The organism is Actinomadura sp. WMMB 499, from assembly GCF_008824145.1.
Classification (GTDB): Bacteria; Actinomycetota; Actinomycetes; order Streptosporangiales; family Streptosporangiaceae; genus Spirillospora.
Genome location: NZ_CP044407.1, coordinates 2944461 through 2969888 on the forward strand (window position 1 = coordinate 2944461; position 25428 = coordinate 2969888).

The following is a 25428-nucleotide window of genomic DNA, read 5'->3' on the forward strand; positions in this document are numbered from 1 at the left end:
GACGGTCAGACGGACCGTTCGGCGGCCTCGACGACGTTCGCGAGGAGCATGGCGCGGGTCATCGGGCCCACGCCGCCGGGGTTGGGCGCCACCCACCCGGCGACCTCCCGGACGTCGGCGGCGACGTCGCCCGCGAGCTTGCCGTCCACCCGGGACACGCCCACGTCGAGGACGGCGGCGCCGGGCTTGACCATGTCGGCGGTGATCAGGCCGGGGACGCCGGCCGCGGCGACGACGATGTCGGCGGCACGGGTGTGCGCGGCGAGGTCGCGGGTGCCGGTGTGGCAGAGCGTGACGGTCGCGTTCTCGCTGCGGCGGGTCAGCAGCAGGCCGAGGGAGCGGCCGACGGTGATGCCGCGGCCGACGACGGTGACCTCGGCGCCCCGGATCGGGACGTCGAAGCGGCGGAGCAGCTCGATGATCCCCTTCGGGGTGCAGGGCAGCGGCCCGTCCTGCATGAGGACGAGCCGGCCGAGGTTCGTCGGGTGCAGGCCGTCGGCGTCCTTGGCGGGGTCGATGCGCTCGAGGACGCGCTTGTCGTCCAGGCCCTTGGGCAGCGGCAGCTGGACGATGTAGCCGGTGCAGGCGGGGTCGGCGTTGAGTTCGGCGACCGCGCGCTCCACCTCGTCCTGGGTGGCGTCGGCGGGCAGGTCGCGGCGGATGCTCTCGATGCCGACCTCGGCGCAGTCGCGGTGCTTCATGCCGACGTAGGAGTGGCTGCCGGGGTCGTCCCCCACGAGGACGGTGCCGAGCCCCACCGAGACGCCGCGCTTGCCGAGCACCTCGACGCGCTCGGCGAGGTCGGCGCGGATCTCGGCCGCGGTCGCCTTGCCGTCCAGAATCCGTGCAGTCATGCGTGCCTCCGCGCTGATCTCTACGGTGCTGATCTCTACGGTCGGCCACCCAGGCGCGCGGTGTCCGGACTGTCGTTCGCTCCCCGGTGGTGATCCACCTTGCCCGCGCCAGTCGCGAACACCCATGGTAACGGGCCACCGGGGCACGGAAATCGGGCGCGGAGCGGCGCCGCGCGCCCGCGTCAGGTGGGCCTGCGTCAGGTGGGGTCGTCCTCGGAGCGGCGCGCCAGGATGCGGTCGGTGCCCTGCCAGCCGAGCCGGGCGGCGAGCATCGCGGCCAGCACCGCCGCGACGAGACCGATGACCTGCCGGGCGTCCAGCAGCAGGGCGTTCGCCTGGGAGACGGCTCCCAGCATGAGCATCGTGAGGGTGTCCATCGCGCCTTCCGTCGGGGGGACCGGGACGAGGCTACCTGCGGCGAAAGGTAAATCGGCCCGGCGGCCGGGTGGCCGCCGGGCCGATCACGCGCGGGTCAGTGAAAGAAGTGCCGGACGCCGGTGAAGTACAGGGCGATCCCGGCCTTCTCCGCCGCCGCGATCACCTTGTCGTCGTTGACGGACCCGCCGGGCTGGACGACCGCGCGCACACCGGCGTCCGTCAGCACCTCCAGGCCGTCCGGGAACGGGAAGAACGCGTCGGACGCGCCGACGGCGGACGCGGCGCGCTCCGCGCCCGCGCGCGACACCGCGAGCTTGGCGGAGTCGACCCGGTTGACCTGGCCCATCCCGACGCCGACGGTGGCGCCGTCCGCGGCCAGCAGGATCGCGTTCGACTTGACCGACCGGACCGCCCGCCACGCGAACGCCAGGTCGCGCAGGGTGGCCTCGTCGGCGGCCGTGCCGGTCTTCAGCTCCCAGCCGGACGGGTCGTCGCCGGGAGCGTCGACGGCGTCGACGCCCTGCAGCAGGACGCCGCCGTCGATGCGCCGGTACTCGGTCGCGCCCGCCGGGGCGTCCGGGCAGACCAGCAGCCGGACGTTCTTGAACCGGTCCTTGAGGACGGTGACGGCCTCGTCCTCGAACGCGGGGGCCACCACGACCTCGGCGAAGCTCTCGGTGACCTGCCGCGCCATCGCCGCCGTCACCGGGCGGTTCGCCGCGATCACGCCGCCGTAGGCCGACAGGGGGTCGCACGCGTGCGCCTTGCGGTGCGCCTCGGCGATGTCCGCGCCGACCGCGATGCCGCACGGGTTGGCGTGCTTGATGATCGCGACGGCGGGCCCGGCGAAGTCGTAGGCGGACCGGCGCGCGGCGTCGGTGTCCACGTAGTTGTTGTACGACATCTCCTTGCCGTACAGCTGCTCGGCGCCCGCGAGGCCGGTCTCGCCCGGCGCGCGGTACAGCGCGGCGCGCTGGTGCGGGTTCTCGCCGTACCGCAGGGTGTTCGAGCGCTCCCAGGTGGCACCGAGGAAGTCGGGCCACTCCGACTGCGCGGCCGTCTCGTCGGGCGCGTGATCGCCCGCGAACCAGGACGCGACGGCCACGTCGTAGGACGCGGTGTGCGCGAACGCCCGCGCGGCGAGGCGGCGCCGCTCGTCCAGCGTGAAGCCGCCCGCCCCGAGGGCGTCGAGGACGGCCGCGTACCCGGACGGGTCGACGACCACGGCGACGCTCGCGTGGTTCTTCGCGGCCGCGCGCACCATCGTCGGGCCGCCGATGTCGATCTGCTCGACGCACTCGTCCGGCCGCGCGCCCGAGTTCACCGTGTCGGCGAACGGGTACAGGTTCGCGATCACCAGGTCGAACGGCTCGACGCCCAGGTCGTCGAGCTGCTGCAGGTGATCGTCCTTGCGCCGGTCGGCGAGCAGGCCCGCGTGCACCCTCGGGTGCAGCGTCTTGACCCGCCCGTCCAGGCATTCGGGGAAGCCGGTGAGCTTCTCCACCTTCATGACCGGCACGCCGGCGGCGGCGATGCGCCCCGCCGTGGAGCCGGTGGAGACGATCTCCACCCCGGCCTCGTGCAGGCCCCGGGCGAGGTCCTCCAGCCCGGTCTTGTCGTACACGCTGATCAGTGCGCGCTTGATCGCCACCCGACTCACTCGGCCGAGCTCCCCTCGTTCATGGACGGACTGTCGGACGCGTCCCTGCATGTGGTGCATTTCATGGAGACCCGCCTGCCCCGCGCGGTCCAGCCGTCGCGGGCGAGCCGCCCGACGACGTCGACGATCAGCCCGCGCTCGACCTGCTTGATGCGCTCGTGCAGGGAGTCTTCGTCGTCATGCCAGCCCACGGACACGGTCTCCTGGGCGATGACGGGTCCGGTGTCCACGCCTTCGTCGACGAAGTGCACGGTACAGCCCGTCACCTTGACCCCGTACGCCAGGGCGTCCCGAACGGCGTGGGCGCCGGGGAAGGACGGCAGCAGCGCGGGGTGCGTGTTCACGGTGCGCCCGCCGAACGCCGCCAGGAACCGGGGCCCGAGGATCTTCATGAACCCGGCGGACACCACCAGATCGGGCTCGTGCTCGGCGACCGCCTCGGTGAGCGACGCGTCCCACTCCACCCGGGACGGGAAGTCGGGGATGCGGCGGACGAAGGTCGGCAGCCCGGCCTTCTCCGCGCGTTCGACGCCGCCCGTACCGGGCCGGTCCGCGCCCACGGCCACCACCTGCGCCCCGTAGGCTGGATCCGCGCACGCGTCGAGCAGCGCTTGTAGGTTGGTCCCCGCACCGGAGACGAGGACGACGAGCCGGGCGGACACCATGACTCCCTGGTTGGACGGTGGGGTTGTTCGGCCACCACGAAGCCTATCGGCCCCGTTCGATGCCTCAGCTGCGCGGCGCCAGGATCGACAGCCCCCAGGCCAGGAGGAACGAGTGAGCGAGCAGCCGGGACGACCGGACCTGCCCGAGCGAACCGGCACCCCGGACCCCGCCGGCTCTCCGGAGGCCGAGCGGGAACCCGGCGAAGCCGAAACCCCCGGACGCCCCGACCTGCCCGAACGAACCGGAACCCCCGACGTCCCCGGACAGCCGGAGGCCGAGCGGGAACCCGGCGAAGCCGAAACCCCCGGACGCCCCGACCTGCCCGAACGAACCGGAACCCCCGACGTCCCCGGACAGCCGGAGGCCGAGCGGGAACCCGGCGAAGCCGAAACCCCCGGACGCCCCGACCTGCCCGAGCGCACCGGAACCCCCGAGTCCCCCGGACGCCCCGACCTGTCGAAGCGCGCGGGCGAGCCGGAGACCCCCGGACGGCCGGGCGGGAACGAGACGCCCGGACGGCCGGACCTGCCGGAGCGGCCGGGCGGAGCCGGGCCCTGGGGCGGGCACCCGACTCAACCGGGGCAGCAGGAGCCCTGGGGGCAGCAGAGCCAGCCAGGCCAGCAGCAGCCTTGGGGGCAGCCCGGCCAGCAGCACGGGCAGCCGCAAGGTGGCCACGGGAAGCCGGGGCACCGGCCTGGCGAGCGGAGCAGCTGGCGCGCCCTGTGGCTCGGCGGGCTCGCCCTGCTGACCGCGTTCTTCTTCTACCCGCTGGGGCTCGTGCTCGGCGTCGCGGCGCTGGTCGTCGGCATCCGGTCCCGGCGGACGGCGAAGCGCGAGCACGGTTCGGCGCCGGGGGCCGTCGCGGGGATCGTCCTCGGCTCGATCGGGCTGGCGCTGGCGTCGGCGTCGGTCGCGCTGACCGCGTACCTGTGGACGGAGCTGAGCGGCTACCAGTCGTGCGTCGGCTCGGCGAACACCGGCATCGACGAGCAGACGTGCCAGGACGAGTGGTTCCCCAAGATCGAGGACAAGATGGGGCTGCCCGAGGGCAGCATGGACGACTACGGCGACCTGCTCTAGGTCACTCGGGGCGGGGCTCGTTGCGCAGGACGTAGATCGCGCCGCCCCGGTTCTCGGTGCGCTCCGGCTCCTGCGACTCCGGGTCGGGTGCGGGCTCCGCCTCCGCGCGCGGCCGCGGCGGGACGGGCTCGTGCGGTTCCTCGTCGACGATGTGGCCCTCGACGACGAGGGTGCCGGGTTCGGGCTCGGCCGCGGGCGGCGCCGACGGTGCGGGCGGCGCGGGCGCGGGCTCGGCCGTGCGGCGGGGGCGGCGGCGCGGTGTGAGGACCGGCTCGGCCTCCTCGAACTCCAGCGGGCCGGGCGCGTACGGGGACGAGGGCGGCGCGGCCGGGTCCGGCGGGGCCTGCGGGACGGCCGGCGGCGCGACCTTGCCGCCCCCCGCCGCCTCGGCGTCCGCCGCGAACTCGGCGGGCGCGGCGGGCTTCGGGGGCTTGGCCGTCCGGCGCGGGCGGCGGGTCGGGACGTCCGCGGGGTCGGCGGCGCGCCGGTTCAACCGCCAGTTCGCCCACCACGCGACGATCGCGGCGGAGATCCCGACCTCGAGCGTCGCCATCAGCCCGACCTGCCACGGCGAGGGGCCCACGGTCGCCATCCGCTCCCCGCCGAGCGGGCCGCCCGAGAGGGCGGCGAGCAGCGCCGCCGCGACGCCCGTGAGGGCGCCCGACACGAACCCCCACAGCGGAGCGGCCTCGTTCGCCGCGCTGGGCGCCGACCGGACGGTCAGCATCCCGCCCACGGCGCCCGCGACGAACGGGGCGGCGAGGGCCAGCAGGGACGCCGCCGGGGCGGGGCCGGGCTCGGGCAGTGCGGCCAGCGGCGGGAACGCCGGGACGACGTCGAGGTAGACGCCGGTCGGGGACACGGTGGTGCCCGCGCCGACCGAGAATCCGGGGCCGATCGCGTACGACATGCCCCAGATCACGGCGTTCGGGAGGAACGCGAGTTCGACCAGCAGGAGCAGGACGCCGCCGACGACGCCGGGGCCGAGCATGTCGTAGAGGTGTTCGGCGTCCTCCAGGTGCAGGGCGAGCGACACCGCGACGAGCACCGCGCCGGACGCGAGCAGGACGGCCGTCGAGCCCGCGACGCCGATCAGCAGGGAGCGGGGCCGTTCGGGCAGCAGCCGCAGCAGCGCGCCGAGTCCCGAGCGGACGCGGCGCCCGCGGGCCTCCGCCGCGACCTGGGCCGCCACGACGGCCCGTGCGGCGCCCAGCCCGCCCGCGACGACCGCGACGGTGAAGCACGCGACGAGCGCCTGCCAGGCGGACGGCCGCATCGTGGGCCCGGTCGCCGCGAGGGCGAGCGCCCCGGCCAGCGCCGCGTACGGCGCCGCGAGCGAGACGGCGACGCGCGCGACCGCGACGCGGGGACGGTCCGGGAGCCCGATGCCGCGGATCATCCAGGCGCCGCCCCGGTAGAGCAGCGCGCCGGGCACGATCAGCACGCCGAGCGGCAGCAGCCCGACCCGTCCGTGCCCGCTGGAGAACCCGGCGTGGTGCGAGATGAGCCAGAAGTTCACGGTCGTCCGGAACACCCCGGGCAGGCCGTCGCCGAACGCGGTGCGGGGTGCGGCGATCCAGCCGAGCAGCGTGATCGTGGTGAGCACCGCGAGGCCGATGCCGATGCACCACAGCGCCGCCACGAGCCCGGTCACCTGCAGCGGCCGGGACGACCCGGCGCGCGGCCCGTCCGGTTCCGTGCGGCCCCGCCGCCGTTCGCCGTCCGGCCGTTCGCCGTCCCGCCGCGCGGGCGCCGCCTGCCGGGTCCTCGGATCGCTCACCCGCCCATGCTGGCACCACCGCCGCCCCGCCGGACGCCGTCCGCCCGGCGTGTCGTCTTTGTCGCCGCCGGACGCGAAAGACGCCCGGGCCGACGGGCGGCTCGGGCGTCTTTCGCGACTGATCGGGTGATCAGAGGTTCTGCATGATGTCGCGCATGAGGCGGGCGGTCTCGCTGGGGGTCTTGCCGACGCGGACGCCGACCTTCTCCAGCGCTTCCTTCTTCGCCTCCGCGGTGCCGGACGAACCGGACACGATGGCGCCGGCGTGGCCCATCGTCTTGCCCTCGGGGGCGGTGAACCCGGCGACGTAGCCGACGACCGGCTTGGTCACGTTCTGCTCGATGTAGGCGGCCGCGCGCTCCTCGGCGTCGCCGCCGATCTCGCCGATCATGACGATGGCGTCGGTCTCCGGGTCGTCCTGGAACGCCTTCAGCGCGTCGATGTGGGTCGTCCCGATGATCGGGTCGCCGCCGATGCCGACGCAGGTGGAGAAGCCGATGTCGCGCAGCTCGTACATCATCTGGTACGTCAGCGTGCCGGACTTCGACACCAGGCCGATGCGGCCGGGCGCGGTGATGTCGGCGGGGATGATGCCCGCGTTCGACTTGCCGGGGGAGGCGATGCCGGGGCAGTTCGGCCCGATGATGCGGGTCTTGCCGCCCTTGGACTCGGCGTACGACCAGAAGAAGGCCGTGTCGTGCACCGGGATGCCCTCGGTGATGACGACGCAGAGCGGGATCTCGGCGTCGACGGCCTCGACGACGGCGTCCTTGGTGAACTTCGGCGGGACGAACACGACGGAGACGTCCGCGCCGGTCTCGGCCATCGCCTCGGCCACGGTGCCGAACACCGGGAGGGACGTGCCGTCGAAGTCGACGGACTGGCCGGCCTTGCGGGCGTTCACGCCGCCGACGACGTTCGCGCCGGAGGCGAGCATCCGGCGGCCGTGCTTGGTGCCCTCGGAGCCGGTGATGCCCTGCACGATGATCTTGCTGTTCTCGGTGAGCCAGATGGCCATGCTCATGCACCTGCCGCTGCGAGTTCCGCGGCGCGCTTGGCCGCGTCGTCCATGGTGTCGACCTGCTGCACGCCGCTCAGCGCCGCGTCCGTGAGGATCTCGCGGCCGAGCTCGGCGTTGTTGCCGTCCAGCCGGACGACCAGCGGGCGGTCGACGGTCTCACCGCGGTCGGCCAGCAGCTTGTAGGCCGTGACGATGCCGTTGGCGACGGCGTCGCAGGCGGTGATGCCGCCGAAGACGTTGACGAACACCGACTTGACGTCGGGGTCGGACAGCACGATCTCCAGGCTGTCGGCCATGACCTCGGCGGACGCGCCGCCGCCGATGTCGAGGAAGTTCGCGGGCTTCTGCCCGTCGAACTCCTCCCCCGCGTAGGACACGACGTCGAGGGTGGACATGACCAGCCCGGCGCCGTTACCGATGATGCCGACGCTGCCGTCGAGCTTGACGTAGTTGAGGTCCTTGGCCTTGGCGGCGGCCTCGAGCGGGTCCGCGGCGGCCTTGTCCTCGAGCTTGTCGTGCTGCTGGCGGAACGCCGCGTTCTCGTCCAGGGTGACCTTGCCGTCGAGCGCCTTCACCTGGCCGTCGGCGGTGAGGATCAGCGGGTTCACCTCGACGAGGCTGGCGTCCTCGTCGGTGAACACGGCCCACAGGCGCTCGATGAGCTCGGCGGCGCCGTCCAGGGCCTCCTCGGGCAGGCGGCCCTGCTCGGCGATCGAGCGGGCCTTGGCGCGATCGACGCCGTCCTGCGGGGAGATCGGCACCATGGCCAGCCGGTCGTGCGGCACCTCCTCGATCTCCACGCCGCCCTCGACGGAGCAGATGGTGAGGAACGTGCGGTTGGCGCGGTCGAGGAGGAAGGAGAAGTAGTACTCCTGCGCGATCGCGCTGCCTTCCTCGATCAGGACCTTGTGGACCGTGTGGCCCTTGATGTCCATACCGAGGATCTGAGTCGCCAGCTCCTGGGCCTCGTCGGCGTTGTCGGCGAGCTTCACGCCGCCGGCCTTGCCGCGGCCCCCGGTCTTCACCTGGGCCTTGACGACGACCTTCGAGCTTCCCGCGGCGAACAGCTCCGCCGCGATGGCCCGGGCTTCCTGGGGAGTATGGGCGACCTTGCCGGTGGGCACCGGTACCCCGTACTCGGCGAAGAGTTCCTTCGCCTGATGTTCGAACAGGTCCACGAGGCTTCCTTTTACGGATCGACAGCCGAATGACCACACGAGTGGGGGTTACACGGGTGCCCGTGCGGCCGGCACTCTGCGGTCCGCTCCGTCGATGCAGCCTAGTCAACCCGCATGTGTGGTGATGCCGCCGGGGCCATATGTCGGGGTTCGCGCAGTAAGTCGAGTGTGCTTCGCGGGGAGGAGGGGACGTCTGTCCCTGAGGAGGATGAACCGATTGACGTAGTTTGATGTACTTCTTTCGCCGCCCCGGCGAACCCTGCTCGTCGGTGCGGTCAACAGGGGGGAGACAGACGGCGATGTCGGACGAGCCGAGCGCATCCGCGAGAGTCGCGACGGCGCCCGGACGGCCCGGCTCCCGCCGCGGTCGCCGCGCGGAGCGGGCGGCGCACCGGCCGGGCGCGATCCGGCCCGGCGAGCACCGGCTCCGCCGGCTGGTGATCGGTCTCACCGTCGCGGCGCTCGTCACGACCGGCGGCGCCGCCGCCGTGCCGCCCGCCGTCCCCGACTGGGCGAGCCCCGGTCTCGTCGGCGGCGGCGGAGCCCCCTACAACGGCGTCCCGGTCCCCCCGCACGAGTCCCTCGGCGCCTCCTACCTGCCGGACAGCTCGGTCGTCCGGCTCCGGGACGGGCGCGTCCGGCTGATCCCGCCGGGCGGGAACGCCCCCATCACCGTCGCGGCCGACGATCCCCGGGTGGACGCCGCCGTGGCCGCCGACCGGGCCTGGCTGGAGTCCGGGACCGTGCCGACCGGCGGACTCGGCGAGCGCTACTCCGCGATGTCGGCGCGCGCGCTGCTCGACATGCGGCTGCTCACCCGGCCGAACGGCGCGTCCCAGGCGTCCTGGTACGGGATCTGGCGGTACAGCTGGCCGCGCGACTCCGCGTTCGCCGCCGCCGCGTTCGCCGTGTCCGGGCACCCTGCCGAGGCCCGCTCCATCCTGGAGTTCATGTCCCGCGTCCAGGACCCGGACGGCACCTGGGCCGCCCGCTACCACGTGGACGGGCGCCCGGTCACCGACGGCCGCGACCGGCAGCTCGACGCCCTCGGCTGGATGCTGTGGTCGACGTGGTTCTACCGGGCGAAGACCCCCGAAGGAGCCGTCCCCGGCGAGCTGTGGACGATGGTGCGGCGCGCCGCCGACCACCTCGCGGTGTCGCTGGACGCCGAGGGCCTGCCGCCCGCGTCGTCCGACTACTGGGAGCGCGACCCCCGCACCGAGGAGGACCCGCGCCGCCCGACCCTCGGCGTCGTCGGGCCCGTCCTGGCGGGCCTGCGCTCCGCCGCGGCCCTCGCCGACGGGGAGGGCGCGGACGCGGACGCGGACCGGTGGGGCGCGGCCGCCGACCGGCTGTCGGGCGCGCTCGCCCACCAGTTCGCGCCCTACGGCTACCCGCGCTCCCCCGTGCGGGACGGCCGCATGGACACGTCCGTGACGTTCGTCGCACCGCCGTTCGCGCCCGTCGACGCGGGCGTGACCGCCGCGATCGAGCACGCGTTCGCCGAGCAGGTCCTGCCGAACGGGGGCGTCCTGCCGGGCGAGGAGTGGCCGGGCAACAAGCACATCGCGTGGACGCCCGAGGTCGCCCTGTTCGGCCTCGCCGCCGCCGCGTCCGGGCGCACCGAGACCGCGCTGGACCTCCTCGACTGGCTGCGGCGGCACCGCACGTCCCTGGGCGTCCTGCCGGAGAAGGTCGGGCCGGACGGGCACCAGGCGGGCGTCGCGCCCCTCGGCTGGACGGCGTCCATGGTCGTCCTGGCGCTGGCCGCGCTGGAGGAGCCGCTCCCGATCCCGCCGACCGGCTCGGGCGCCGGTTAGCCGAACTGCTCCCAGGCCAGCTTCGCGACGAGCGCCCCCACCACGCACAGCAGGACGATCCGGACGAACCCGGCGCCGCGCTTGATCGCCGTCCGGGCGCCGAGCCAGGCCCCGGTGGCGTTGCAGACCGCCATCGCCAGCCCGACCGCCCACAGCACGTGCCCCTGGACGGCGAACACCGCGAGCGCGCCGAGGTTCGTCCCGGCATTGATGATCTTCGAGGTGGCCGAGGCGTTCACGAAGTCCATGCCGAGCAGCGCGGTGAACGCGATGACCAGGAACGTCCCGGTTCCGGGGCCGACGAGCCCGTCGTAGAACGCGATGAGCACGCCGGGCACCAGCACCGCGGCCGCCACGCGCCGCCGCGTGCGCAGCACCAGCCGCGGCGTCCGTCCGAGGTCCGGCCGGAGCACCACGATCGCCGCGACCGCCAGCAGGACGATCATGATCACCGGCTTCAGGACGTCCGAGGAGATCGCCGCCGCGCACAGCGCCCCGCCCGCCGCGCAGCCGACCGCGAGCACCCCCGCCGGGACCGCGACGCTCGTGTCCGGTTTCGCCTTCCGCAGGTACGCGACGGCCGCGGACGTCGTCCCGGCGATCGACCCGAGCTTGTTCGTCGCGAGCGCCGCCGCCACCGGCTGCCCCGGCATCGCCACGAGCAGCGCGGGGAGCTGGATCAGCCCGCCGCCGCCGACCACGGCGTCCACCCACCCCGCCGCGAGCGCCGCGACCAGCAGCAAGAGCATCTGGTCAGCGTCCACCACGGCCCCCGGGGAGTAAGGAGTCAAGACAAAAGAAACACCTGACCTTACCCGGGCATACCGGCGCGGCGGCCCGCTCGCCCCTACTTCCGCTTCTGGCTTCCTCAGCAAATGCGGTGAGTAACCGCCACGCTACTACTCGTGGGTGCACAACGTACGTACACTCCTCTTATGGCGACGAAGGACGAGCGCATCAACGTGCGGGTCGACGCGGAGCAGAAGAGCCTGCTCGAGGCGGCATCCGAGGTGGAGCACACGAGCGTCTCGGCGTTCGTCCTGTCGGCGGCGACGTCGGCCGCGGCCGACGTCCTCGCCGACCGCCGGGCGTTCACCCTCGACGCGGACGCCTGGACCGCGTTCGACGAGGCGCTGAACCGGCCCGCGCATGCGGTGGAGGGCCTCCGCGAACTGCTGAACGAGGCGCCTCCGGGCGAGGACGGATGAAGCTCTCGACCGTCCGGCCGCTGACCCGCGACCACGTTCTGGACGGCTTCGACTGCGGCTCCCCGGCGCAGAGCGGCTGGCTCACCCGGCACGCACTGCAGGCGCACGCCTCGGGAACGTCCCGGGTCTATGTGGTCGAAGACCTCGTGAGCGAGTCGGTGGTCGGCTACTACGCACTGGCGGCGGGCAGTATCGGACGCGCGGACGCGCCACGACGGCTACAGCGCGGAGCGGGGGGCTACGACCAGCCCGTCATCCTGCTGACCCGTCTCGGCGTGGACCTGCGCGCCCAGGGAGCCGGGCTCGGGCGGCGCCTGCTCGCCGACGCTCTACGCCGGGTCGAGGCGACCGCCGACCTCGTCGGTGTCCGGGCCCTCCTGATCCACTGCGAGAACGAGAAGGCGCGCGGCTTCTACCGCCGGCAGGCCCGCTTCGAGACGAGCCCCACCGACCCCCTCCACCTACTGCTGCTGATCAAAGATCTGCGGGCGGCGTTGAACACCCGCTGAGGCCCCGCCGCTCGTCCGGCCGGGGCGAGGGCTCGGCGAGGTCAGCGGGTGCCGGTGGACGCCCACTCGTCGTCGAGGATCGCCCAGACCGCCAGGTCGCGGGACTCGCCGTCGGCGATGTACGCCTTCCGCTGGACGCCCTCCAGGGTCATGCCGAGGCGCTTCGCGACGGCGATGCTGGCGTCGTTCGCCGGGTCGCACAGCCACTCGACGCGGGACATGCCGCGCGTGCCGAACGCCCAGTCGAGCATCGCCCGGCAGGCGGTGGTGATCAGGCCGCGGCCCTGGACCGCCCGGTCGAGCCACACCCCGGCCTCGCAGACGCCCCGGCCGGCGTCGAAGACGCGGAACAGCGTGCCGCCCCGCAGGACGCCGTCCACCCAGATGCCGTAGATGCGGGCCTGATCGGCGGCCTGCCGGTCGGCGTACCGTTGCAGGAACGCGCGGGCGCTCTCCTCGTCCACGACGATCGCACCGAACGGGACGTACCGGACGATGTCCGCGCGGACGCGGTCGACGTGCTCGGCGAACTCGGCGGCCTGCCAGGGCTCCAGCGGGCGCAGCTCGGCACCGTCGGCGAGCGGATGGGCGAACATGGGGGGACCCTCCTACGGAACCGGGCGGCGGCTCAGAGTTTCTCGACCGGGGCGTAGCGCAGGACCAGCCGCTTCACCCCGTACTCGCCGCCGAAGTCGACGCTCGCGGCGGCCTTGTCGCCCGCGCCGTCCACGGACACGACCGTGCCGAGACCGAACGAGTCGTGCGTGACCTTGTCGCCCGCCGACAGGGACGGCACCGCGCGCGCCCCCGGGAACCGGACGCCCGGGCGCGCCGCCATCCGGGTCGACGCGGAACCCGACGCGGACGACGCCTCCCGCTCCCACTCGATGAGCGGCTTCGGCACCTCGCCCAGGAAGCGCGACGGCGGGTTCACCTGGGGCGCGCCCCACGAACTGCGCATCGTCGCCCGCGACAGGTACAGCCGCTGCCTGGCCCGCGTGATCCCGACGTAGGCGAGACGCCGTTCCTCTTCGAGTTCCTTGGGGTTGCTCATCGCGCGCAGGTGCGGGAACACGCCGTCCTCCATGCCGGTGAGGAACACGACGGGGAACTCCAGGCCCTTCGCGGTGTGCAGGGTCATCAGCGTGACGACGCCCTGGTCGGACTCCTCGGGCTGCTCCCCCGGCGGGACGGGCGCGCCCTTGGCCCCGCCCGGGATCGAGTCGGCGTCGGCGACCAGGGCCACCTGCTCGAGGAACTCGGGCAGCCGCCCCTCGGGCGACTCGCCGTCGAGGCGCTCCTCGAACTCGCGGGCGACCGCCTCGAGCTCCTGCAGGTTCTCGATGCGCGTCTCGTCCTGCGGGTCCTTGGACGCCTGCAGCTCGGCGAGGTAGCCGCTCTTGTCGAGGACGAGCCCGATCAGCTCGGCGGGCGACACCGACTCGGCGGACGCGCGCAGGTCGTCCAGCAGGAGGACGAACTCGCGGACGGCGTTGATCGAGCGGGTCGCCATGCCCGGGACGTCCTCGGGACCGCGCAGCGCCTGCCAGAACGAGGTCCGCTCGCGGGACGCGTGCGCCTCGACGCACGCCTCCGCCCGGTCGCCGATGCCGCGCTTCGGCACGTTCAGGATGCGGCGCAGCGACACCGTGTCCTCGGGGTTGGCGAGGACGCGCAGGTAGGCGAGGAGGTCGCGGATCTCCTTGCGCTCGTAGAAGCGGACGCCGCCGACGACCTTGTACGGCAGGCCGGTGCGGATGAACACTTCCTCGAACACGCGGGACTGCGCGTTCGTCCGGTAGAAGACGGCGACGTCGCCGGGCCGGGCGTCGCCCGCGTCCGACAGCTTGTCGACCTCCTGGGCGACGAACGCGGCCTCGTCGTGCTCGTTGTCGGCCACGTACCCGGTGATCTTCGCGCCCTCGCCCTGGTCGGACCAGAGCCGCTTCGGCTTGCGGTCGGCGTTGCGCTCGATCACGGCGTTCGCGGCCGACAGGATCGTCTGCGTGGACCGGTAGTTCTGCTCCAGCAGGATCGTCGTCGCGTCCGGGTAGTCGCGCTCGAACTCCAGGATGTTGCGGATCGTCGCGCCCCGGAACGCGTAGATCGACTGGTCGGCGTCGCCGACGACGCACAGCTCGGCCGCGCCCACCCCCTCCACGGGGGCGGTCAGCTCCCGGACCAGCTCGTACTGCGCGTGGTTGGTGTCCTGGTACTCGTCCACCAGCACGTGCCGGAACCGCCGCCGGTAGTGCTCGGCCGCCTCCGGGAAGACCTGCAGCAGGTTGACCGTCATCATGATCAGGTCGTCGAAGTCCATCGCGCCGGCCTGCTGGAGCCGCGCCTGGTACATCTCGTACGCCTCGGCGAGCTTCTGCTCCATGTGGCCGGACGCCCGCGCCTTGCAGGTCTCGTAGTCGATCAGCTCGTTCTTCAGGTTCGACACCTGGGCGCTGAACGACTTCGGCGGGTAGCGCTTCGGGTCGAGGTCGAGCTCCCGGCAGACGAGCGCCATGAGGCGCTGCGCGTCCGCCTGGTCGTAGATCGAGAAACTCGTCGGGAAACCGAGCCGCTTGGCCTCCCGGCGCAGGATCCGCACGCAGGCGGAGTGGAACGTCATCACCCACATGGCGCGCGAGCGCGGCCCGACGAGGGCGTCGACGCGCTCCTTCATCTCGGCGGCGGCCTTGTTGGTGAACGTGATCGCCAGGATCTGGCCGGGGTGCACGTCCCGCTCGCCCAGCAGGTGGGCGATGCGGTGGGTCAGCACGCGCGTCTTCCCCGACCCGGCGCCCGCGACGATCAGCAGGGGTCCGCCGGAGTGGACGACGGCGGCGCGCTGCTGCTCGTTGAGGCCGTCGAGCAAGGGGTGGGCTTCGGTCTTCGACATCATGTGCGAGTCTACGGCGCCGCGGGCCCGGGTTCGGCGCGATCGCCCGGACCCGGACCCGTCCCGCGGCCGGACGTCAGGACCGTTTGCGGTGGTCGCGCGCGGACTCGGCGGCGGCGTGCACGGCGTCCAGGCCGGCGCCCGCGGCGGCCGCCGACGCCGCCGCCACCGCGCCCTCGACCAGCGGGGCGTCCGCGAGCAGCACCGTGCCCTCCCGGGCGTCCTCGACGACCATCTCCGCGGTGAGCACGGAGCTGCCGATGTCGGCGAGCAGCAGCACCCCGTCGCCGTCGGCCGCGCGCTCGACGGCCCGCTCGACGGCGACGATGCTCGTGCCGAGGCCGCCGTCCGGGTCTCCCCCGGCGGGCTCCACGACGGCCCCGTCGACGCCCATCGCCCGCGCGACCTCGGCGACGCCCTCCGCGAGCGTCCGGCTGTGCGCGATGATCACGATCCCGACCATCGGCCCTCCAGCGTCTCGGCGAGCGCCCGCAGGACGAGCGCGGTGGACGCGGCCCCCGGGTCGAGGTGCCCGACGCTGCGCTCCCCCAGGTAGCTCGCCCGTCCCTTGCGCGCCCGCATCGGGACGGTCGCGTCCGCCCCGGCCGCGGCCGCGTCGGCGGCGGCCCGCGCGCAGCCCGGCAGGTCCGCGCCGTCCTCGCGGGCCCGCTCGCAGGACGCGACCGCCGGGGCGAGCGCGTCCACCATCGTCTTGTCGCCGTCGGCCGCGTGCCCCAGCTCGCGGACGCCGTCGAGCGCCGCGCGCAGCGCCCCGCCGAGGTCGGCGGCGTCCGGGGCGTCGATGTCGTCGAGGACGCGGCCCGCGCGCCGCAGCATGGTCCCGTAGAGGGGGCCGGACGCCCCGCCGGTCTTGGACACCAGGGCCCGTCCGGCCGCGATCAGCACCCGGCCCGCCGGGGCGTCCGCCGGGAGCGCCGCCACGGCGGCGGCGAACCCGCGGTCGAGGTTGTGCCCGTGGTCGCCGTCGCCGATCGCCGCGTCGAGCCTGGTCAGCCGTTCGGCGTCGGCGGCGACGAGGGCGGCGGCGCGGCGGATCCAGGCGTCCGCGTCCGCGCCGGTCAGCCCGCTCACCGGCCCCACCGCAGCGCGGGCGTCTCGACGGGCGCGTCCCACAGCCGGGTCAGCTCGGGCGTCAGCCGGCACACGCTCACCATGACCCCGGCCATCTCCAGGCTGGTCACGTAGTCGCCGACCAGGCACCGGACGGCCGACGCACCGTGCCCCTCGAGCCATCCGGCGACCGCCCCGTAGGCGACGTACTGCTCGATCAGCGGGGTGCCGCCCATCCCGTTGACCAGCACCAGCAGCTCCTCGCCCGCCAGCGGCATGTCGGCGTCGATCGCGTCCAGCGCCGCGCCGACGATCTCGGTGGCGGTGCCCGCCTTAACCCGCTCCCGCCCGGGCTCGCCGTGGATGCCGATGCCGAGCTCCATCTCGCCGTCGGCCAGCTCGAACGTCGGCTGCCCGGCGGCCGGGACGGTGCACGGCGACAGCGCGACGCCGAACGAGCGGCTGCGCTCGTTCACCTCCCGCGCGACGGCGGCGACGGACGCGAGGTCCGCGCCCTCCTCGGCGAGCGCCCCGGCGATCTTCTCCACGAACAGGGTGGCGCCGGTGCCGCGCCGTCCCGCCGTGAACGTGCTGTCCTCGACGGCGACGTCGTCGTCCACCACGACGGACACGACCTCGATCGCCTCGTCCTCGGCCAGTTCGGCGGCCATCCGGAAGTTCATCACGTCACCGGTGTAGTTCTTCACCACGAGCAGGACCCCGGCGCCGCCGTCGACCGCCATCGTCGCGGCGATGACCTGGTCCGGCACCGGAGAGGTGAAGATCTCCCCCGGCGCGGCGGCGTCGAGCATCCCCGGCCCGACGAACCCGGCGTGCAGCGGCTCGTGCCCCGATCCGCCGCCCGACACCAGCGCGACCTTCCCGGTGCGGGGCGCGTCCGCCCGCACGACCGTCCCGCCGGTGACGTCGACCCGCAGCGACGGGTGCGCCGCGGCGAGCCCGCGGAGCGCGTCGGAGACCACGTCGCCGGGGGCGTTGATGAGTTTGCGCATGCTCACAGCCATACCCGCGTCCGGCGCCCCCTCCCAGACCCAATCGCGATCGACCCGCGGGCGTGTGCGCGGCCCCTCCGGCGCTTATCGTTGGCAGGGTGACGGGCGTACTGGAAGACAGCGGGCTGCAGCGGATCCTCGCCGTGATGGCGCATCCGGACGACGTCGACTTCGGCGCCGCCGGGACGGTCGCGGGCTGGACGGACGCGGGCCTCGAGGTCGTGTACCTGATGGTGACCGACGGCGACGCGGGCGGGTTCGACGACGGGCTGACCCGGCCGGAGATGGCGGCGCTGCGGCGGGACGAGCAGCGCGCGGCGGCGAAGGTCGTCGGGGTGAGCGACGTCCGGTTCCTCGGCTACCCGGACGGCCGCGTCGAGGCGACCCTCGACCTGCGCCGGGACATCGCGCGGGTGATCCGCCAGGTCCGTCCCGACCGGGTGGTCATGCCGAGCCCGGAGCGCAACTACGAGCGGATCTACCCGAGCCACCCCGACCACCGGGCCGTGGGCGCCGCCGCCCTGGACGCCGTCTACCCCGACGCCCGCAACCCCTACGCGTTCCCGGAGCTGCTGACCGAGGGCCTGGACGCCTGGACGGCGCGCGAGGTGTGGCTGACCGGCGGCCCGACCGCCAACCACTACGTCGACATCACCGACCGCTTCGATCGGAAGGTCGCCGCGCTCCGCTCCCACGAGACCCAGACCGCGCACACGTCCGAGGACGACCTGCGCGCGATGCTGCGGGGCTGGCTGTCCGCGTCGGCCGCCGCCGGCGGCCTCCCCGAGGGCCGCCTGGCCGAACCCTTCCACGTCATGAACACCGCCTGACAGCCCCGTCCGTCCGCCCGAGATCCGGACCGGCCGATCCCGCCCAGCGGGAACCGGACTCGGGCGCCCGGCAGCCGAACCGGCGCGTCCGGCCGGACGGCCCCGGCCCCGGGCGGCCGGAGCGACCCCCGCGAGCGCAGGCCGACCGAACACCCGGCCGCCCGAACCCGACCCGACGCGGGACGGCCCACACACGGGCGGCCGGAGCGAGCCCCGCGAGCGCAGGCCGACCGGGGGCGCTCAGACGAGGCGGCGGGCGGCCGCCCAGCGGGAGAGTTCGTGCCGGTTCGACAGCTGGAGCTTGCGCAGGACGCTGCTGACGTGCGTCTCGACCGTCTTGACCGAGATGTACAGCTCCTTGGCGATCTCCTTGTAGGCGTAGCCGCGGGCGATCAGCCGGAGGACGTCGCGTTCCCGCTGCGTGATCTGGTCGAGTTCGGGGTCGACGGCGGGGGCGTCGGTGGCGGCGAACGCGTCGAGGACGAACCCGGCGAGGCGCGGCGAGAACACCGCGTCGCCCTCGGCGACGCGGCCGATCGCGTCGGTCAGCTCGGGGCCCGAGATCGTCTTGGTGACGTAGCCGCGGGCACCGCCGCGCACGACGCCGATGACGTCCTCGGCGGCGTCCGACACCGACAGCGCGAGGAACCTGGACGCGACGTTGCCGTGCAGGCGGCGCAGCACCTCGATGCCGCCGCCGCCCGGCAGGTGCACGTCGAGCAGGACGACGTCGGGCGCCGTCTCGCGGATCACCGCGACGGCCTCGTCGACGTCGCCGGCCTCGCCGACGATCTCGACGCCGCCGCCGAGTTCGGCCTTGACGCCCGTCCGGAACATCTGGTGGTCGTCGACCAGCACGACCTTCCTGCGCGGCTCGCTCACTGCTTCTCGATCTCCAAACGCACCTCGGTGCCCTCGCCCGGCGCGGTGCGGACGGTCGCCCGGCCGCCGTTGCGCTCCATACGTCCGATGATGGACCCCCGGACGCCCATCCGGTCGTCCGGGATCGCGTCCAGGTCGAAGCCGCGGCCCCGGTCCCGCACGAAGATCGCGATCGACTTCCCCTCGACCTCGGCGAACACCGAGATCGAGGCCGCCTCGGCGTACTTCGCGGCGTTCACCATCGCCTCCCGCGCCGCCTGGACGACCGCGCCGAGCCGCTCGTCCAGCGCGGTGTCGCCCACGCAGACGACCTCGATCGGCACGCCGTGCAGGTCCTCGACCTCCCCGGACGTCTCCTTGATCGCGGCGGCGAACGTCCGGTCGGGGTCGTCGCGCGGCTGGTACAGCCAGGTCCGCAGGGTGCGCTCCTGCGAGCGGGCGAGGCGCTGCACCTCGCGGGGGTCGCTCGCGTTGCGCTGGATGAGGGTGAGGGTGTGCAGGACGGAGTCGTGGACGTGCGCGGCGAGTTCGGCGCGCTCCTGGGAGCGGATGCGCTCGCCCCGTTCGGCGTCGAGGTCCTGCCAGAGCCGGACGAGCCACGGGGTGAGGATCAGCGCGAGGCCGGTCAGGATGATCAGCATCGCGACGAGGACCGAGCGGATCTGGTTCGCCTCGACGTTCTGCGCGACGCCGCCGCCGATCCCGCCGACGACCAGCAGCAGGCCGAGCAGGGAGCGCAGCCACCGCTGCCGCAGCGGCAGCACCCAGCGTTCCCGCTGCGCGCGGTCTGCCTGCTGCCACAGCAGCGCGACGCCCGCGCCGCCGAGCACGAACGGCCACAGCGCCCACTGGAACGGGCTCGCGACGCCCCAGGGCAGCACGACGAGTGCGAGCAGGCCGACGGCGACCGCGCCGTAGGCGAGGAGCTGCCCCCAGTCCCGGGGTGTGCGTGCGGGGACGGGCGCGGCCTGCGCGCGCGCGTCCGTCTCCGCGGCGGGCACGAAGAGCCAGAACGCGAGGTAGGCGAGGATGCCGGGCGTCAGGATGACGAACGCGATCCGCACGAACAGCACGTCGACGCCGAGGTGGTCGGCGAGCCCGCGCGCCACCCCGGCCAGCAGCCGCCCGTTCGCGGCGCGCACCAGCGGCGGCGCCGCGCTCGCGGCGGCTCCGGCCGCGGTGCCGGTGGCCCCGTTCATGGCCTTCCCCGTTCCGCCGCGGCCGAGCCGTCCGGCGTCGCCGCGCCCGTGGCCCCGTTCATCGCTCCCCCGTTCCCGCATGTCCGACGATCGTCACACGTCCGCGCGGGTCGCCGCATCAGGGACGTCCCCCAGGGTCGGAGTCAGGGAGGTCCCCGATACCGCGCGGGCGGGGCCGCACGTCACGATGGGTGCCATGGTCGAGGAAGCGAACGGCACGGCCGGGGCCACCGCCGCGGGCGGCGGGTACCCGCGGCTGGCACGGGACGCGGACAACCGGGTGCTCACGGGCGTCTGCGGGGGGCTCGGGCGCTGCACGGGCATCGACCCGGTGGTGTTCCGGGTGGCGTTCGGACTCTACGCGTTCGTGCAGGGCCAGGGCGTCCTGCTCTACGTCGCGGCGGCGCTGCTCATGCCGGCGGCCCCGCACGCGACGGCCGTCGCCGAGCGGGTGCTGCACCGCTGGTTCGACACGGCCGGGGTGCTGACGATCCTGGGCGGGCTGCTGGCCGCGTCGACCCTGCTCGTCGTGACGACCGGCCTCGACATGGACGCGACCACGGCGGTGGTGTTCGCGGCGCTGGCGGCGGCGACGGCGCACGCGCGCGGCGTCCGGTTCCGGACGGCCGCGCGGCGGGTGCCGGAGCGGATCGCGGGGCACCGGGTGCCGCCGTCCGCGCCCGCCGGCACCGGCGCGAAGCCGCCGGACGGGCGCGGCGGCCTGCCGCCGGGCGCGATCGACCTCGCCTCGTTCAGCCCGCGCCCGGCGCCGCCCGCCGAACCGCCCGCGCCGGCCGCCCCGGCCGTCCCGGCCGTCCCGGCCGTCCGGCGGCGCCGGTCGCCGCTCACCCCGGTCACGCTGCTGTGCGCGGCCGGCGCCGGGGCGGCCACGGTGCCCGTCGCGCGGAACTACCCGGCGCCCGACTCGTGGATGATCGTGATGGCGACCTCGCTGTGCGTCGTCGGGCTCGGGCTCGTGCTCGGCGGCTGGTTCCGGACGCGCGGCCTCGCCACCGCCGGGACCGTCCTGTCGCTCGCGCTGGTGACGACGTCGGTCGCGGCGGAGGCGCCCGACTCGGTGAAGTACCGCGAGGTGACGTGGCGGCCCACCACCGATCCGGGCACCGCGCAGGAGTACCGCGTCACGGTCGGCCGGGGGGCGCTCGACCTCACCGCGCTGCCGCTGCGTCCCGGCGGGCGGGTCGTGATCGAGGCGGAGGTCGTGCTCGGCGGCCTCGCGGTCACCGTGCCGAAGGACGCCCGGATCGTCCTGGACGCCCGGATCGCGCTCGGCGACCTGCGCATCGACGGCCGGACGACCAGCGGCCCCAACATCCGCGAGGACCGCGTGTTCGAGCCCGAGGCCGCCGGCGGGAACCCGCCGACGATCGTCCTGCGGCTGCGCGGGAAGATCGGCGACGTGGACGTGGACCGTGGCTGACCGCGCGCCCGCGCGGCGCTTCGACCCGGCCGGGCCGGTGACCGGGGTCTTCTTCCTCGCGCTGGCCGGGGTGTTCCTCGCCGAGGGACTCGGCGACGGGCGGTTCCTGGACCCGGTGTTCGCCGTCCCGGTGGTGCTGATCGGGCTGGGCCTGGTCGGCGCCGTGCGGGTCGCGACGCGGGGACGCCGCCGCGACCGAGACCGAGATTTGCCGCGAAAGTAACCTGAATCACCTCTTTCCCGGGAAGGCCCTCCAGCGCATCCGGCGTTGATCGGTTCCGTGAGGTTCTCCGAGAAGAGCGTCCTGCTCGTGGCGCGGCTGCACGTCGACCTGTGCCGCCTGGCCGCCGTGCTGTGTAGCCGCTGACCGCGTCGGCAGCCCTCTTCTCACCCCGAACCCCCGCCCGGCCGCGCCCGTGCCGGCCGGCGAACTGGAGAACCTCTCGTGACCTTCCGTGTCTGGAAATGGCAGTTCTGGCAGCAGATCGTGCTGTCCCTCGTGCTCGGCGGCATCGTCGGCGCCCTGATCAATAACTTCGGCGGCGGTGCCGGCACCGCCGAGGACTGGCTCGACCCGTTCGGCGACGTCTACGTCAGCCTGCTGAAGGTCGTCGTCGTCCCGCTGGTGTTCGCCGCGATCGTGGTGAGCGTCGGACGGCTGCGCGGCGTCGGCGGCGTCGCCCGGCTGACCGGCAAGACGCTCGGCTGGTTCGTCGTCACGTCCGCCATCGCGACCGCGATCGGCCTCGCCGTCGCCCTCGTCATCAAGCCCGGCGAGGGGCTCGGCGCCCTCGCGGGCGAGACCGCCGAGACCGAGCCGGTCACGTGGACGCAGATCCTGCAGAACCTGTTCCCGTCCAACATCGTGCAGGCGATGGCGGACGGCAACGTGCTCGGCGTCGTGACGTTCGCCGTCCTGTTCGGCGCCGCGCTCGTCGCGATCGGGGAGCGCGGCGAGCGACTGACGGCCCTGATCGACGACCTCTACGCGGTCATGCAGAAGGCCGTGTGGTGGGTGGTGCGGCTGACCCCGATCGGATCGTTCTTCCTGATCGCCGCAGTCGTCGCGTCCTACGGGCCGAGCTCCCTCGCGCCGCTCGCGAAGTTCACCGGCGCGATCTACCTGGGCCTCGCGCTGATGCTGCTCGTCGGCTACCCCGTGCTGCTGCGCGCGTTCGGCCGCGTCAGCCCGCTGCGCTTCTACCGCAACTCCTGGCCCGCGATCCAGTTCGGGTTCGTGTCGTCGTCCTCCCTCGCGACGCTGCCGATCGCGCAGCGGGTGTCGATCGAGCGCAACGGCGTCCGGCGCGAGTACGCGAACTTCGCGCAGCCGCTCGGCGCGACGATCAAGTTCGACGGCTGCGGCGCGATCTACCCGGCCATCGCCGCGGTGTTCGTCGCCCAGTACACCGGCGTCACCCTCGGCATCGGCGAGTACGCGCTCATCGCGCTGGCCGCCGTCATCGGGCAGATCGGCACCGGCGGCACCCCCGGCCCGGCGCTGGTCGCGCTCACCCTGACGCTGACCACCGTGGGCCTGCCGCTGGAGGCCGTCGGCTACCTCATCGCGATCGACAAGGTCATCGACATGGGCCGCACCGCGACGAACGTCACCGGGCAGCTCACCGTCCCCGTCCTGGTCGCCCGCTCCGAGGGCATCCTGGACGACGCGGTGTTCGACGGGCGCAGCCGTCCGCTCGACGCACCCCCGTCCGACGCCGTCACCGGTACGGACGACGACACCGGAGCCCCCGAGAAGGCGGACACCCCGCAGGACCGGACACCCCAGCACGCCTGACCCGTCGCCCGACCGTCCCCGGAGCGGAACCCTCCGCTCCGGGGACGCCGGTCGGAGGGTTCGCGCGGGCCCGGAACACAGGAAGGCCCCTCGAAGAGGGGGCCTTCGCAGTTCAGGGGTTACAGGTCCAGCACCCCGGCCTTGATCCGGCCGACGAGGACCGCCAGGTCCTCCCTGGCGATGCTCAGGTGTCCCGCAGAGAGATCCTTGCTGTCCCGGACGCCCACCGAGCCGCCCAGCGAAGCCAGCTCGACGCACTCGCCGGAGGTACCACCGCTGGAGTAGCTGCTCTTGCGCCACATCTCAGACTTCACAGTAGTTCTCCTCCATCACTCGCTGAATGAGGCTGCGGGAGAGATCCTCCGGCAGTGCTTTCGCCCCGATCCGTTCCCACCTGTTCCGGAAGTCGTGGACGTCGTCCGCGTCCACGACCAGGCGCCCCTCCACGGCAGCTTCGACGAACGCTACATCGCCACCGCCGCCGGGAGTCTTGAGGATCTGAAACGGGCCATCCAGCCCCTCGTAGGCGCCAGCTGACCGGGGAACGACCCGTAGGTAGATGTTCGGCTGCTCCGACAGCGCCAGTAGGTGCTGTAGCTGCTCTTCCATCACTGCGGCCCCTCCTACGGGCCAGTTTAGGAGGGCCTCGGAGATCGTGACCCAGAGATCTGGAGGGTCGGCCCGTTGGAGAATCTGCTGCCTGCCCAACCGACCCTGAAGAGAGCGTTCCGGATCCGGGTTGCGCCCGGACAGCAGAAGCGTTCTCGCGTACGCCTCCGTCTGGACGAGGCCGGGGATGTGCAGGACTCCGAAGATGCGCAGCTCGGTCGCGATCTGCTCGAACTCCTTGAGGCTTTTGTACCAGTCCGGGTCAGATGCCCGCCGTGCATAGTAGATCAAGAAGCCAAAGAGACCACCGGTCCTCCACCCATTGTCGATCTCGGTGGCGTGCTTTTCGGTAAGGCGCTGCTCCCCTGACTCGATTCTGGAAATGGTGCTCGGCGCCACTCCCATGACCCTGGCCGCTTCGGGGCCGGTAAGCCCTTGGCTCGTCCGCAGATGTCGCAGGTGGTAACCGATGAGTCCCCAGAGCGAGCCTCGCGGATCAGCCGGTTCCTTCATTCGCATCCCGAACCCCCGTCACACTGTGACACTTCCATGATTTCCATGGAAGTTCCGATCCCTCTGGCCAGAGTATGAGGACGAGGCTCACTCTGTGACCGGAAGCACAGAAATTCGACGGCAGGAATCGAGGCAATGGCCGACCAACACAAGAGCGACATTCCGCATATATCAGTGGCCGTTTCACTGCCCTCCGCTCCGGAGCCCGAGGGGCGCTGGGCGGAGCCGTACATGTCCAAAGGCAAGATCGTCCTCTGCACGCGACGGCCCCTGAGCCAGGCCGAGGTTCGCTTCGGCCTCCGGTCCGTCATCAGCGCCTCGACGGTCGCCCGCCTGAAGGAGTTCCAGGAGGCGGAGAACGTGAAAGCCGAGGAGTACCGGAAGGCTCGGGAGGTCCCGGCCCTCCCCCATCGGAGTTCGGGCCAATGAGATACGTCCAACTCCCCGAACTCGGCCAGATCGCGGCAGGGCTGCTGGCCTACGGATTCGCCTGCGGCGTCTTCGGCGCCTTCATGATGTGGCTGTTGCGGCCGCGGCGACGCGGGAACAGCAACGCCCGGCACCGCAGGACGGCCGCCCACGCTTCCCGTGCTTCGGGACGCGGGCCGTCCCGTCCGCCCGCGAGCGGGGTCCCGACTCGGGACCTCTCGCGAGGCGCAGGTCCCCTTTCGGCACGCCGCGAGTACCCGGCGGGTACTCACCGCAGCCCGCCGAGGCCCTCATAGATCCACATCCAAGCCTTTCAAAGCCAACAAAAGGAAGAAGGTGATCTATCGGCTGAACTTCGACCGAAAAGACGCGAAGCATGAGGTCCCGGAAGGGGGACGCCCCCCTTCCGGCTCCTTCTCCACCAAAGGGAGGCAGTAATGGGTCAGCATGGCGGCAAGGGAAACAGCGACGGCAAGGGCAGTGACGGCAACAGCCCCGGCGGCGGCGGTCACGGCGGCAAGGGCGACGGCACCAAGGGCAATACGAGCGACGGCAAGCGGTAGGGAGCGGACCACGTGACCGAGAGCCCTGGCCCCGGA

27 protein-coding genes and 1 riboswitch are annotated in these 25428 nt (G+C 73.3%); of the genes, 10 read left to right on the plus strand and 17 right to left on the minus strand.

The window, feature by feature from the left end:
* Positions 1-5: 5 nt before the first annotated feature.
* The 4 genes from F7P10_RS12700 to purN form a co-directional block, all read right to left on the minus strand.
* Complete coding sequence (locus F7P10_RS12700) at positions 6-854, minus strand: bifunctional methylenetetrahydrofolate dehydrogenase/methenyltetrahydrofolate cyclohydrolase (RefSeq protein WP_151009532.1); 849 nt, start codon at positions 852-854, stop codon at positions 6-8.
* A 40-nt stretch (positions 855-894) separates the two neighbouring features.
* Positions 895-980: riboswitch (ZMP/ZTP riboswitch) on the minus strand.
* 71 nt (positions 981-1051) lie between these two features.
* Positions 1052-1231 (minus strand): hypothetical protein, encoded by a 180-nt coding sequence (locus tag F7P10_RS12705; protein WP_151009533.1) that lies wholly within the window; start codon positions 1229-1231, stop codon positions 1052-1054.
* A 95-nt stretch (positions 1232-1326) separates the two neighbouring features.
* On the minus strand, positions 1327-2892 hold the full coding sequence (gene purH, locus F7P10_RS12710; protein ID WP_151009534.1) for a bifunctional phosphoribosylaminoimidazolecarboxamide formyltransferase/IMP cyclohydrolase: 1566 nt from the start codon (positions 2890-2892) through the stop codon (positions 1327-1329).
* Positions 2889-3557: a phosphoribosylglycinamide formyltransferase gene (purN, locus tag F7P10_RS12715; RefSeq protein ID WP_151009535.1), complete on the minus strand. Its 669-nt coding sequence runs from the start codon at positions 3555-3557 to the stop codon at positions 2889-2891. The genes purH and purN overlap by 4 nt, the downstream gene beginning before the upstream one ends.
* 112 nt (positions 3558-3669) lie before the next feature.
* Here purN and F7P10_RS12720 point away from each other — a divergent pair, with 112 nt between their 5' ends.
* Positions 3670-4638 carry a DUF4190 domain-containing protein gene (locus F7P10_RS12720; protein WP_151009536.1) on the plus strand — a complete coding sequence of 323 codons (969 nt, stop codon included), beginning with the start codon at positions 3670-3672 and terminating at the stop codon, positions 4636-4638.
* Position 4639: 1 nt separating this feature from the next.
* Here F7P10_RS12720 and F7P10_RS12725 read toward each other — a convergent pair whose 3' ends face one another.
* The 3 genes from F7P10_RS12725 to sucC form a co-directional block, all read right to left on the minus strand.
* On the minus strand, positions 4640-6418 hold the full coding sequence (locus F7P10_RS12725; protein WP_254716572.1) for a DUF6350 family protein: 1779 nt from the start codon (positions 6416-6418) through the stop codon (positions 4640-4642).
* Between the two features lie 130 nt (positions 6419-6548).
* Positions 6549-7436 carry a succinate--CoA ligase subunit alpha gene (sucD, locus tag F7P10_RS12730; protein WP_151009537.1) on the minus strand — a complete coding sequence of 296 codons (888 nt, stop codon included), beginning with the start codon at positions 7434-7436 and terminating at the stop codon, positions 6549-6551.
* Between the two features lie 2 nt (positions 7437-7438).
* Positions 7439-8617: an ADP-forming succinate--CoA ligase subunit beta gene (sucC, locus tag F7P10_RS12735; RefSeq protein ID WP_151009538.1), complete on the minus strand. Its 1179-nt coding sequence runs from the start codon at positions 8615-8617 to the stop codon at positions 7439-7441.
* Between the two features lie 299 nt (positions 8618-8916).
* On the opposite strand from sucC, the gene F7P10_RS12740 reads away from it, so the two are divergent.
* The gene (locus F7P10_RS12740; protein WP_254716573.1) at positions 8917-10437 is read left to right on the plus strand and encodes a glycoside hydrolase family 15; all 1521 of its coding nucleotides are present in this window, start codon (positions 8917-8919) and stop codon (positions 10435-10437) included.
* Here F7P10_RS12740 and F7P10_RS12745 read toward each other — a convergent pair.
* Complete coding sequence (locus F7P10_RS12745) at positions 10434-11186, minus strand: TSUP family transporter (RefSeq protein ID WP_254716574.1); 753 nt, start codon at positions 11184-11186, stop codon at positions 10434-10436. The two genes, F7P10_RS12740 and F7P10_RS12745, sit on opposite strands and share 4 nt — an antisense overlap.
* 186 nt (positions 11187-11372) lie before the next feature.
* Between F7P10_RS12745 and F7P10_RS12750 the strand changes: the two genes are divergently transcribed.
* Together F7P10_RS12750 and F7P10_RS12755 are read left to right on the plus strand one after the other, a co-directional pair.
* On the plus strand, positions 11373-11645 hold the full coding sequence (locus F7P10_RS12750; RefSeq protein WP_151009540.1) for a DUF1778 domain-containing protein: 273 nt from the start codon (positions 11373-11375) through the stop codon (positions 11643-11645).
* The gene (locus F7P10_RS12755; protein ID WP_151009541.1) at positions 11642-12154 is read left to right on the plus strand and encodes an N-acetyltransferase; all 513 of its coding nucleotides are present in this window, start codon (positions 11642-11644) and stop codon (positions 12152-12154) included. The genes F7P10_RS12750 and F7P10_RS12755 overlap by 4 nt, the downstream gene beginning before the upstream one ends.
* Positions 12155-12195: 41 nt before the next feature.
* On the opposite strand, the gene F7P10_RS12760 is transcribed toward F7P10_RS12755, so the two are convergent.
* The 5 genes from F7P10_RS12760 to dhaK form a co-directional block, all read right to left on the minus strand.
* Positions 12196-12750 carry a GNAT family N-acetyltransferase gene (locus tag F7P10_RS12760; RefSeq protein ID WP_151009542.1) on the minus strand — a complete coding sequence of 185 codons (555 nt, stop codon included), beginning with the start codon at positions 12748-12750 and terminating at the stop codon, positions 12196-12198.
* A gap of 32 nt (positions 12751-12782) precedes the next feature.
* A complete protein-coding gene (pcrA, locus tag F7P10_RS12765; RefSeq protein WP_218040659.1) occupies positions 12783-15044 on the minus strand; it encodes a DNA helicase PcrA in 2262 nt (753 codons plus the stop codon).
* 76 nt (positions 15045-15120) lie between these two features.
* Positions 15121-15507: a dihydroxyacetone kinase phosphoryl donor subunit DhaM gene (gene dhaM / locus F7P10_RS12770; RefSeq protein WP_151009543.1), complete on the minus strand. Its 387-nt coding sequence runs from the start codon at positions 15505-15507 to the stop codon at positions 15121-15123.
* Positions 15492-16136, minus strand: coding sequence for a dihydroxyacetone kinase subunit DhaL (dhaL, locus tag F7P10_RS12775; protein WP_368077468.1), 645 nt, complete (start codon positions 16134-16136; stop codon positions 15492-15494). The genes dhaM and dhaL overlap by 16 nt, the downstream gene beginning before the upstream one ends.
* The gene (gene dhaK / locus F7P10_RS12780) at positions 16133-17128 is read right to left on the minus strand and encodes a dihydroxyacetone kinase subunit DhaK (RefSeq protein ID WP_151009544.1); all 996 of its coding nucleotides are present in this window, start codon (positions 17126-17128) and stop codon (positions 16133-16135) included. Before dhaK ends, dhaL begins: the two co-directional genes overlap by 4 nt.
* Positions 17129-17274: 146 nt before the next feature.
* On the opposite strand from dhaK, the gene F7P10_RS12785 reads away from it, so the two are divergent.
* Complete coding sequence (locus tag F7P10_RS12785) at positions 17275-17958, plus strand: PIG-L deacetylase family protein (RefSeq protein ID WP_176611884.1); 684 nt, start codon at positions 17275-17277, stop codon at positions 17956-17958.
* 240 nt (positions 17959-18198) lie between these two features.
* On the opposite strand, the gene F7P10_RS12790 is transcribed toward F7P10_RS12785, so the two are convergent.
* A complete protein-coding gene (locus F7P10_RS12790) occupies positions 18199-18795 on the minus strand; it encodes a response regulator transcription factor (RefSeq protein WP_254716761.1) in 597 nt (198 codons plus the stop codon).
* 41 nt (positions 18796-18836) lie between these two features.
* Positions 18837-20039 (minus strand): ATP-binding protein, encoded by a 1203-nt coding sequence (locus F7P10_RS12795; protein ID WP_176611885.1) that lies wholly within the window; start codon positions 20037-20039, stop codon positions 18837-18839.
* A 196-nt stretch (positions 20040-20235) separates the two neighbouring features.
* On the opposite strand from F7P10_RS12795, the gene F7P10_RS12800 reads away from it, so the two are divergent.
* The 3 genes from F7P10_RS12800 (at position 20236) to F7P10_RS12810 (ending at position 23278) form a co-directional block, all read left to right on the plus strand.
* The gene (locus tag F7P10_RS12800; RefSeq protein WP_176611444.1) at positions 20236-21480 is read left to right on the plus strand and encodes a PspC domain-containing protein; all 1245 of its coding nucleotides are present in this window, start codon (positions 20236-20238) and stop codon (positions 21478-21480) included.
* The gene (locus F7P10_RS12805; RefSeq protein WP_218040476.1) at positions 21473-21703 is read left to right on the plus strand and encodes a hypothetical protein; all 231 of its coding nucleotides are present in this window, start codon (positions 21473-21475) and stop codon (positions 21701-21703) included. Before F7P10_RS12800 ends, F7P10_RS12805 begins: the two co-directional genes overlap by 8 nt.
* Positions 21704-21925: 222 nt before the next feature.
* Positions 21926-23278 (plus strand): dicarboxylate/amino acid:cation symporter, encoded by a 1353-nt coding sequence (locus F7P10_RS12810; RefSeq protein WP_151009547.1) that lies wholly within the window; start codon positions 21926-21928, stop codon positions 23276-23278.
* A gap of 119 nt (positions 23279-23397) precedes the next feature.
* Here the strand turns inward: F7P10_RS12810 and F7P10_RS12815 are convergent, their stop codons facing one another.
* Entirely contained in the window at positions 23398-23592 is a 195-nt protein-coding gene (locus tag F7P10_RS12815; protein ID WP_368077469.1) for a DUF397 domain-containing protein, read from the minus strand.
* Positions 23582-24406 (minus strand): helix-turn-helix transcriptional regulator, encoded by an 825-nt coding sequence (locus tag F7P10_RS12820; RefSeq protein WP_151009548.1) that lies wholly within the window; start codon positions 24404-24406, stop codon positions 23582-23584. Before F7P10_RS12820 ends, F7P10_RS12815 begins: the two co-directional genes overlap by 11 nt.
* Positions 24407-24535: 129 nt before the next feature.
* Here F7P10_RS12820 and F7P10_RS12825 point away from each other — a divergent pair, with 129 nt between their 5' ends.
* Together F7P10_RS12825 and F7P10_RS45060 are read left to right on the plus strand one after the other, a co-directional pair.
* Positions 24536-24829, plus strand: a complete 294-nt coding sequence (locus F7P10_RS12825; protein WP_151009549.1) for a hypothetical protein — start codon at positions 24536-24538, stop codon at positions 24827-24829.
* Between the two features lie 437 nt (positions 24830-25266).
* Positions 25267-25392: a hypothetical protein gene (locus F7P10_RS45060; RefSeq protein ID WP_302851465.1), complete on the plus strand. Its 126-nt coding sequence runs from the start codon at positions 25267-25269 to the stop codon at positions 25390-25392.
* The last annotated feature ends 36 nt before the right edge of the window (positions 25393-25428 follow it).

Bases quoted from the DNA above. Each gene is read 5' to 3' on its own strand.
- dhaM (WP_151009543.1), bottom strand. From the start codon at position 15,507: ATGGTCGGGATCGTGATCATCGCGCACAGCCGGACGCTCGCGGAGGGC.
- F7P10_RS12795 (WP_176611885.1), bottom strand. From the start codon at position 20,039: ATGAACGGGGCCACCGGCACCGCGGCCGGAGCCGCCGCGAGCGCGGCG.
- sucD (WP_151009537.1), bottom strand. From the start codon at position 7,436: ATGGCCATCTGGCTCACCGAGAACAGCAAGATCATCGTGCAGGGCATC.
- F7P10_RS12785 (WP_176611884.1), top strand. From the start codon at position 17,275: ATGGCGCATCCGGACGACGTCGACTTCGGCGCCGCCGGGACGGTCGCG.
- F7P10_RS12705 (WP_151009533.1), bottom strand. From the start codon at position 1,231: ATGGACACCCTCACGATGCTCATGCTGGGAGCCGTCTCCCAGGCGAAC.
- F7P10_RS12820 (WP_151009548.1), bottom strand. From the start codon at position 24,406: ATGCGAATGAAGGAACCGGCTGATCCGCGAGGCTCGCTCTGGGGACTC.
- F7P10_RS12825 (WP_151009549.1), top strand. From the start codon at position 24,536: ATGGCCGACCAACACAAGAGCGACATTCCGCATATATCAGTGGCCGTT.
- pcrA (WP_218040659.1), bottom strand. From the start codon at position 15,044: ATGTCGAAGACCGAAGCCCACCCCTTGCTCGACGGCCTCAACGAGCAG.
- F7P10_RS12790 (WP_254716761.1), bottom strand. From the start codon at position 18,795: ATGTTCCGGACGGGCGTCAAGGCCGAACTCGGCGGCGGCGTCGAGATC.
- F7P10_RS12800 (WP_176611444.1), top strand. From the start codon at position 20,236: ATGGTCGAGGAAGCGAACGGCACGGCCGGGGCCACCGCCGCGGGCGGC.
- F7P10_RS12745 (WP_254716574.1), bottom strand. From the start codon at position 11,186: ATGCTCTTGCTGCTGGTCGCGGCGCTCGCGGCGGGGTGGGTGGACGCC.
- F7P10_RS12750 (WP_151009540.1), top strand. From the start codon at position 11,373: ATGGCGACGAAGGACGAGCGCATCAACGTGCGGGTCGACGCGGAGCAG.
- F7P10_RS12700 (WP_151009532.1), bottom strand. From the start codon at position 854: ATGACTGCACGGATTCTGGACGGCAAGGCGACCGCGGCCGAGATCCGC.
- F7P10_RS12755 (WP_151009541.1), top strand. From the start codon at position 11,642: ATGAAGCTCTCGACCGTCCGGCCGCTGACCCGCGACCACGTTCTGGAC.
- purN (WP_151009535.1), bottom strand. From the start codon at position 3,557: ATGGTGTCCGCCCGGCTCGTCGTCCTCGTCTCCGGTGCGGGGACCAAC.
- dhaK (WP_151009544.1), bottom strand. From the start codon at position 17,128: ATGCGCAAACTCATCAACGCCCCCGGCGACGTGGTCTCCGACGCGCTC.
- F7P10_RS12740 (WP_254716573.1), top strand. From the start codon at position 8,917: ATGTCGGACGAGCCGAGCGCATCCGCGAGAGTCGCGACGGCGCCCGGA.
- F7P10_RS12760 (WP_151009542.1), bottom strand. From the start codon at position 12,750: ATGTTCGCCCATCCGCTCGCCGACGGTGCCGAGCTGCGCCCGCTGGAG.
- F7P10_RS45060 (WP_302851465.1), top strand. From the start codon at position 25,267: ATGGGTCAGCATGGCGGCAAGGGAAACAGCGACGGCAAGGGCAGTGAC.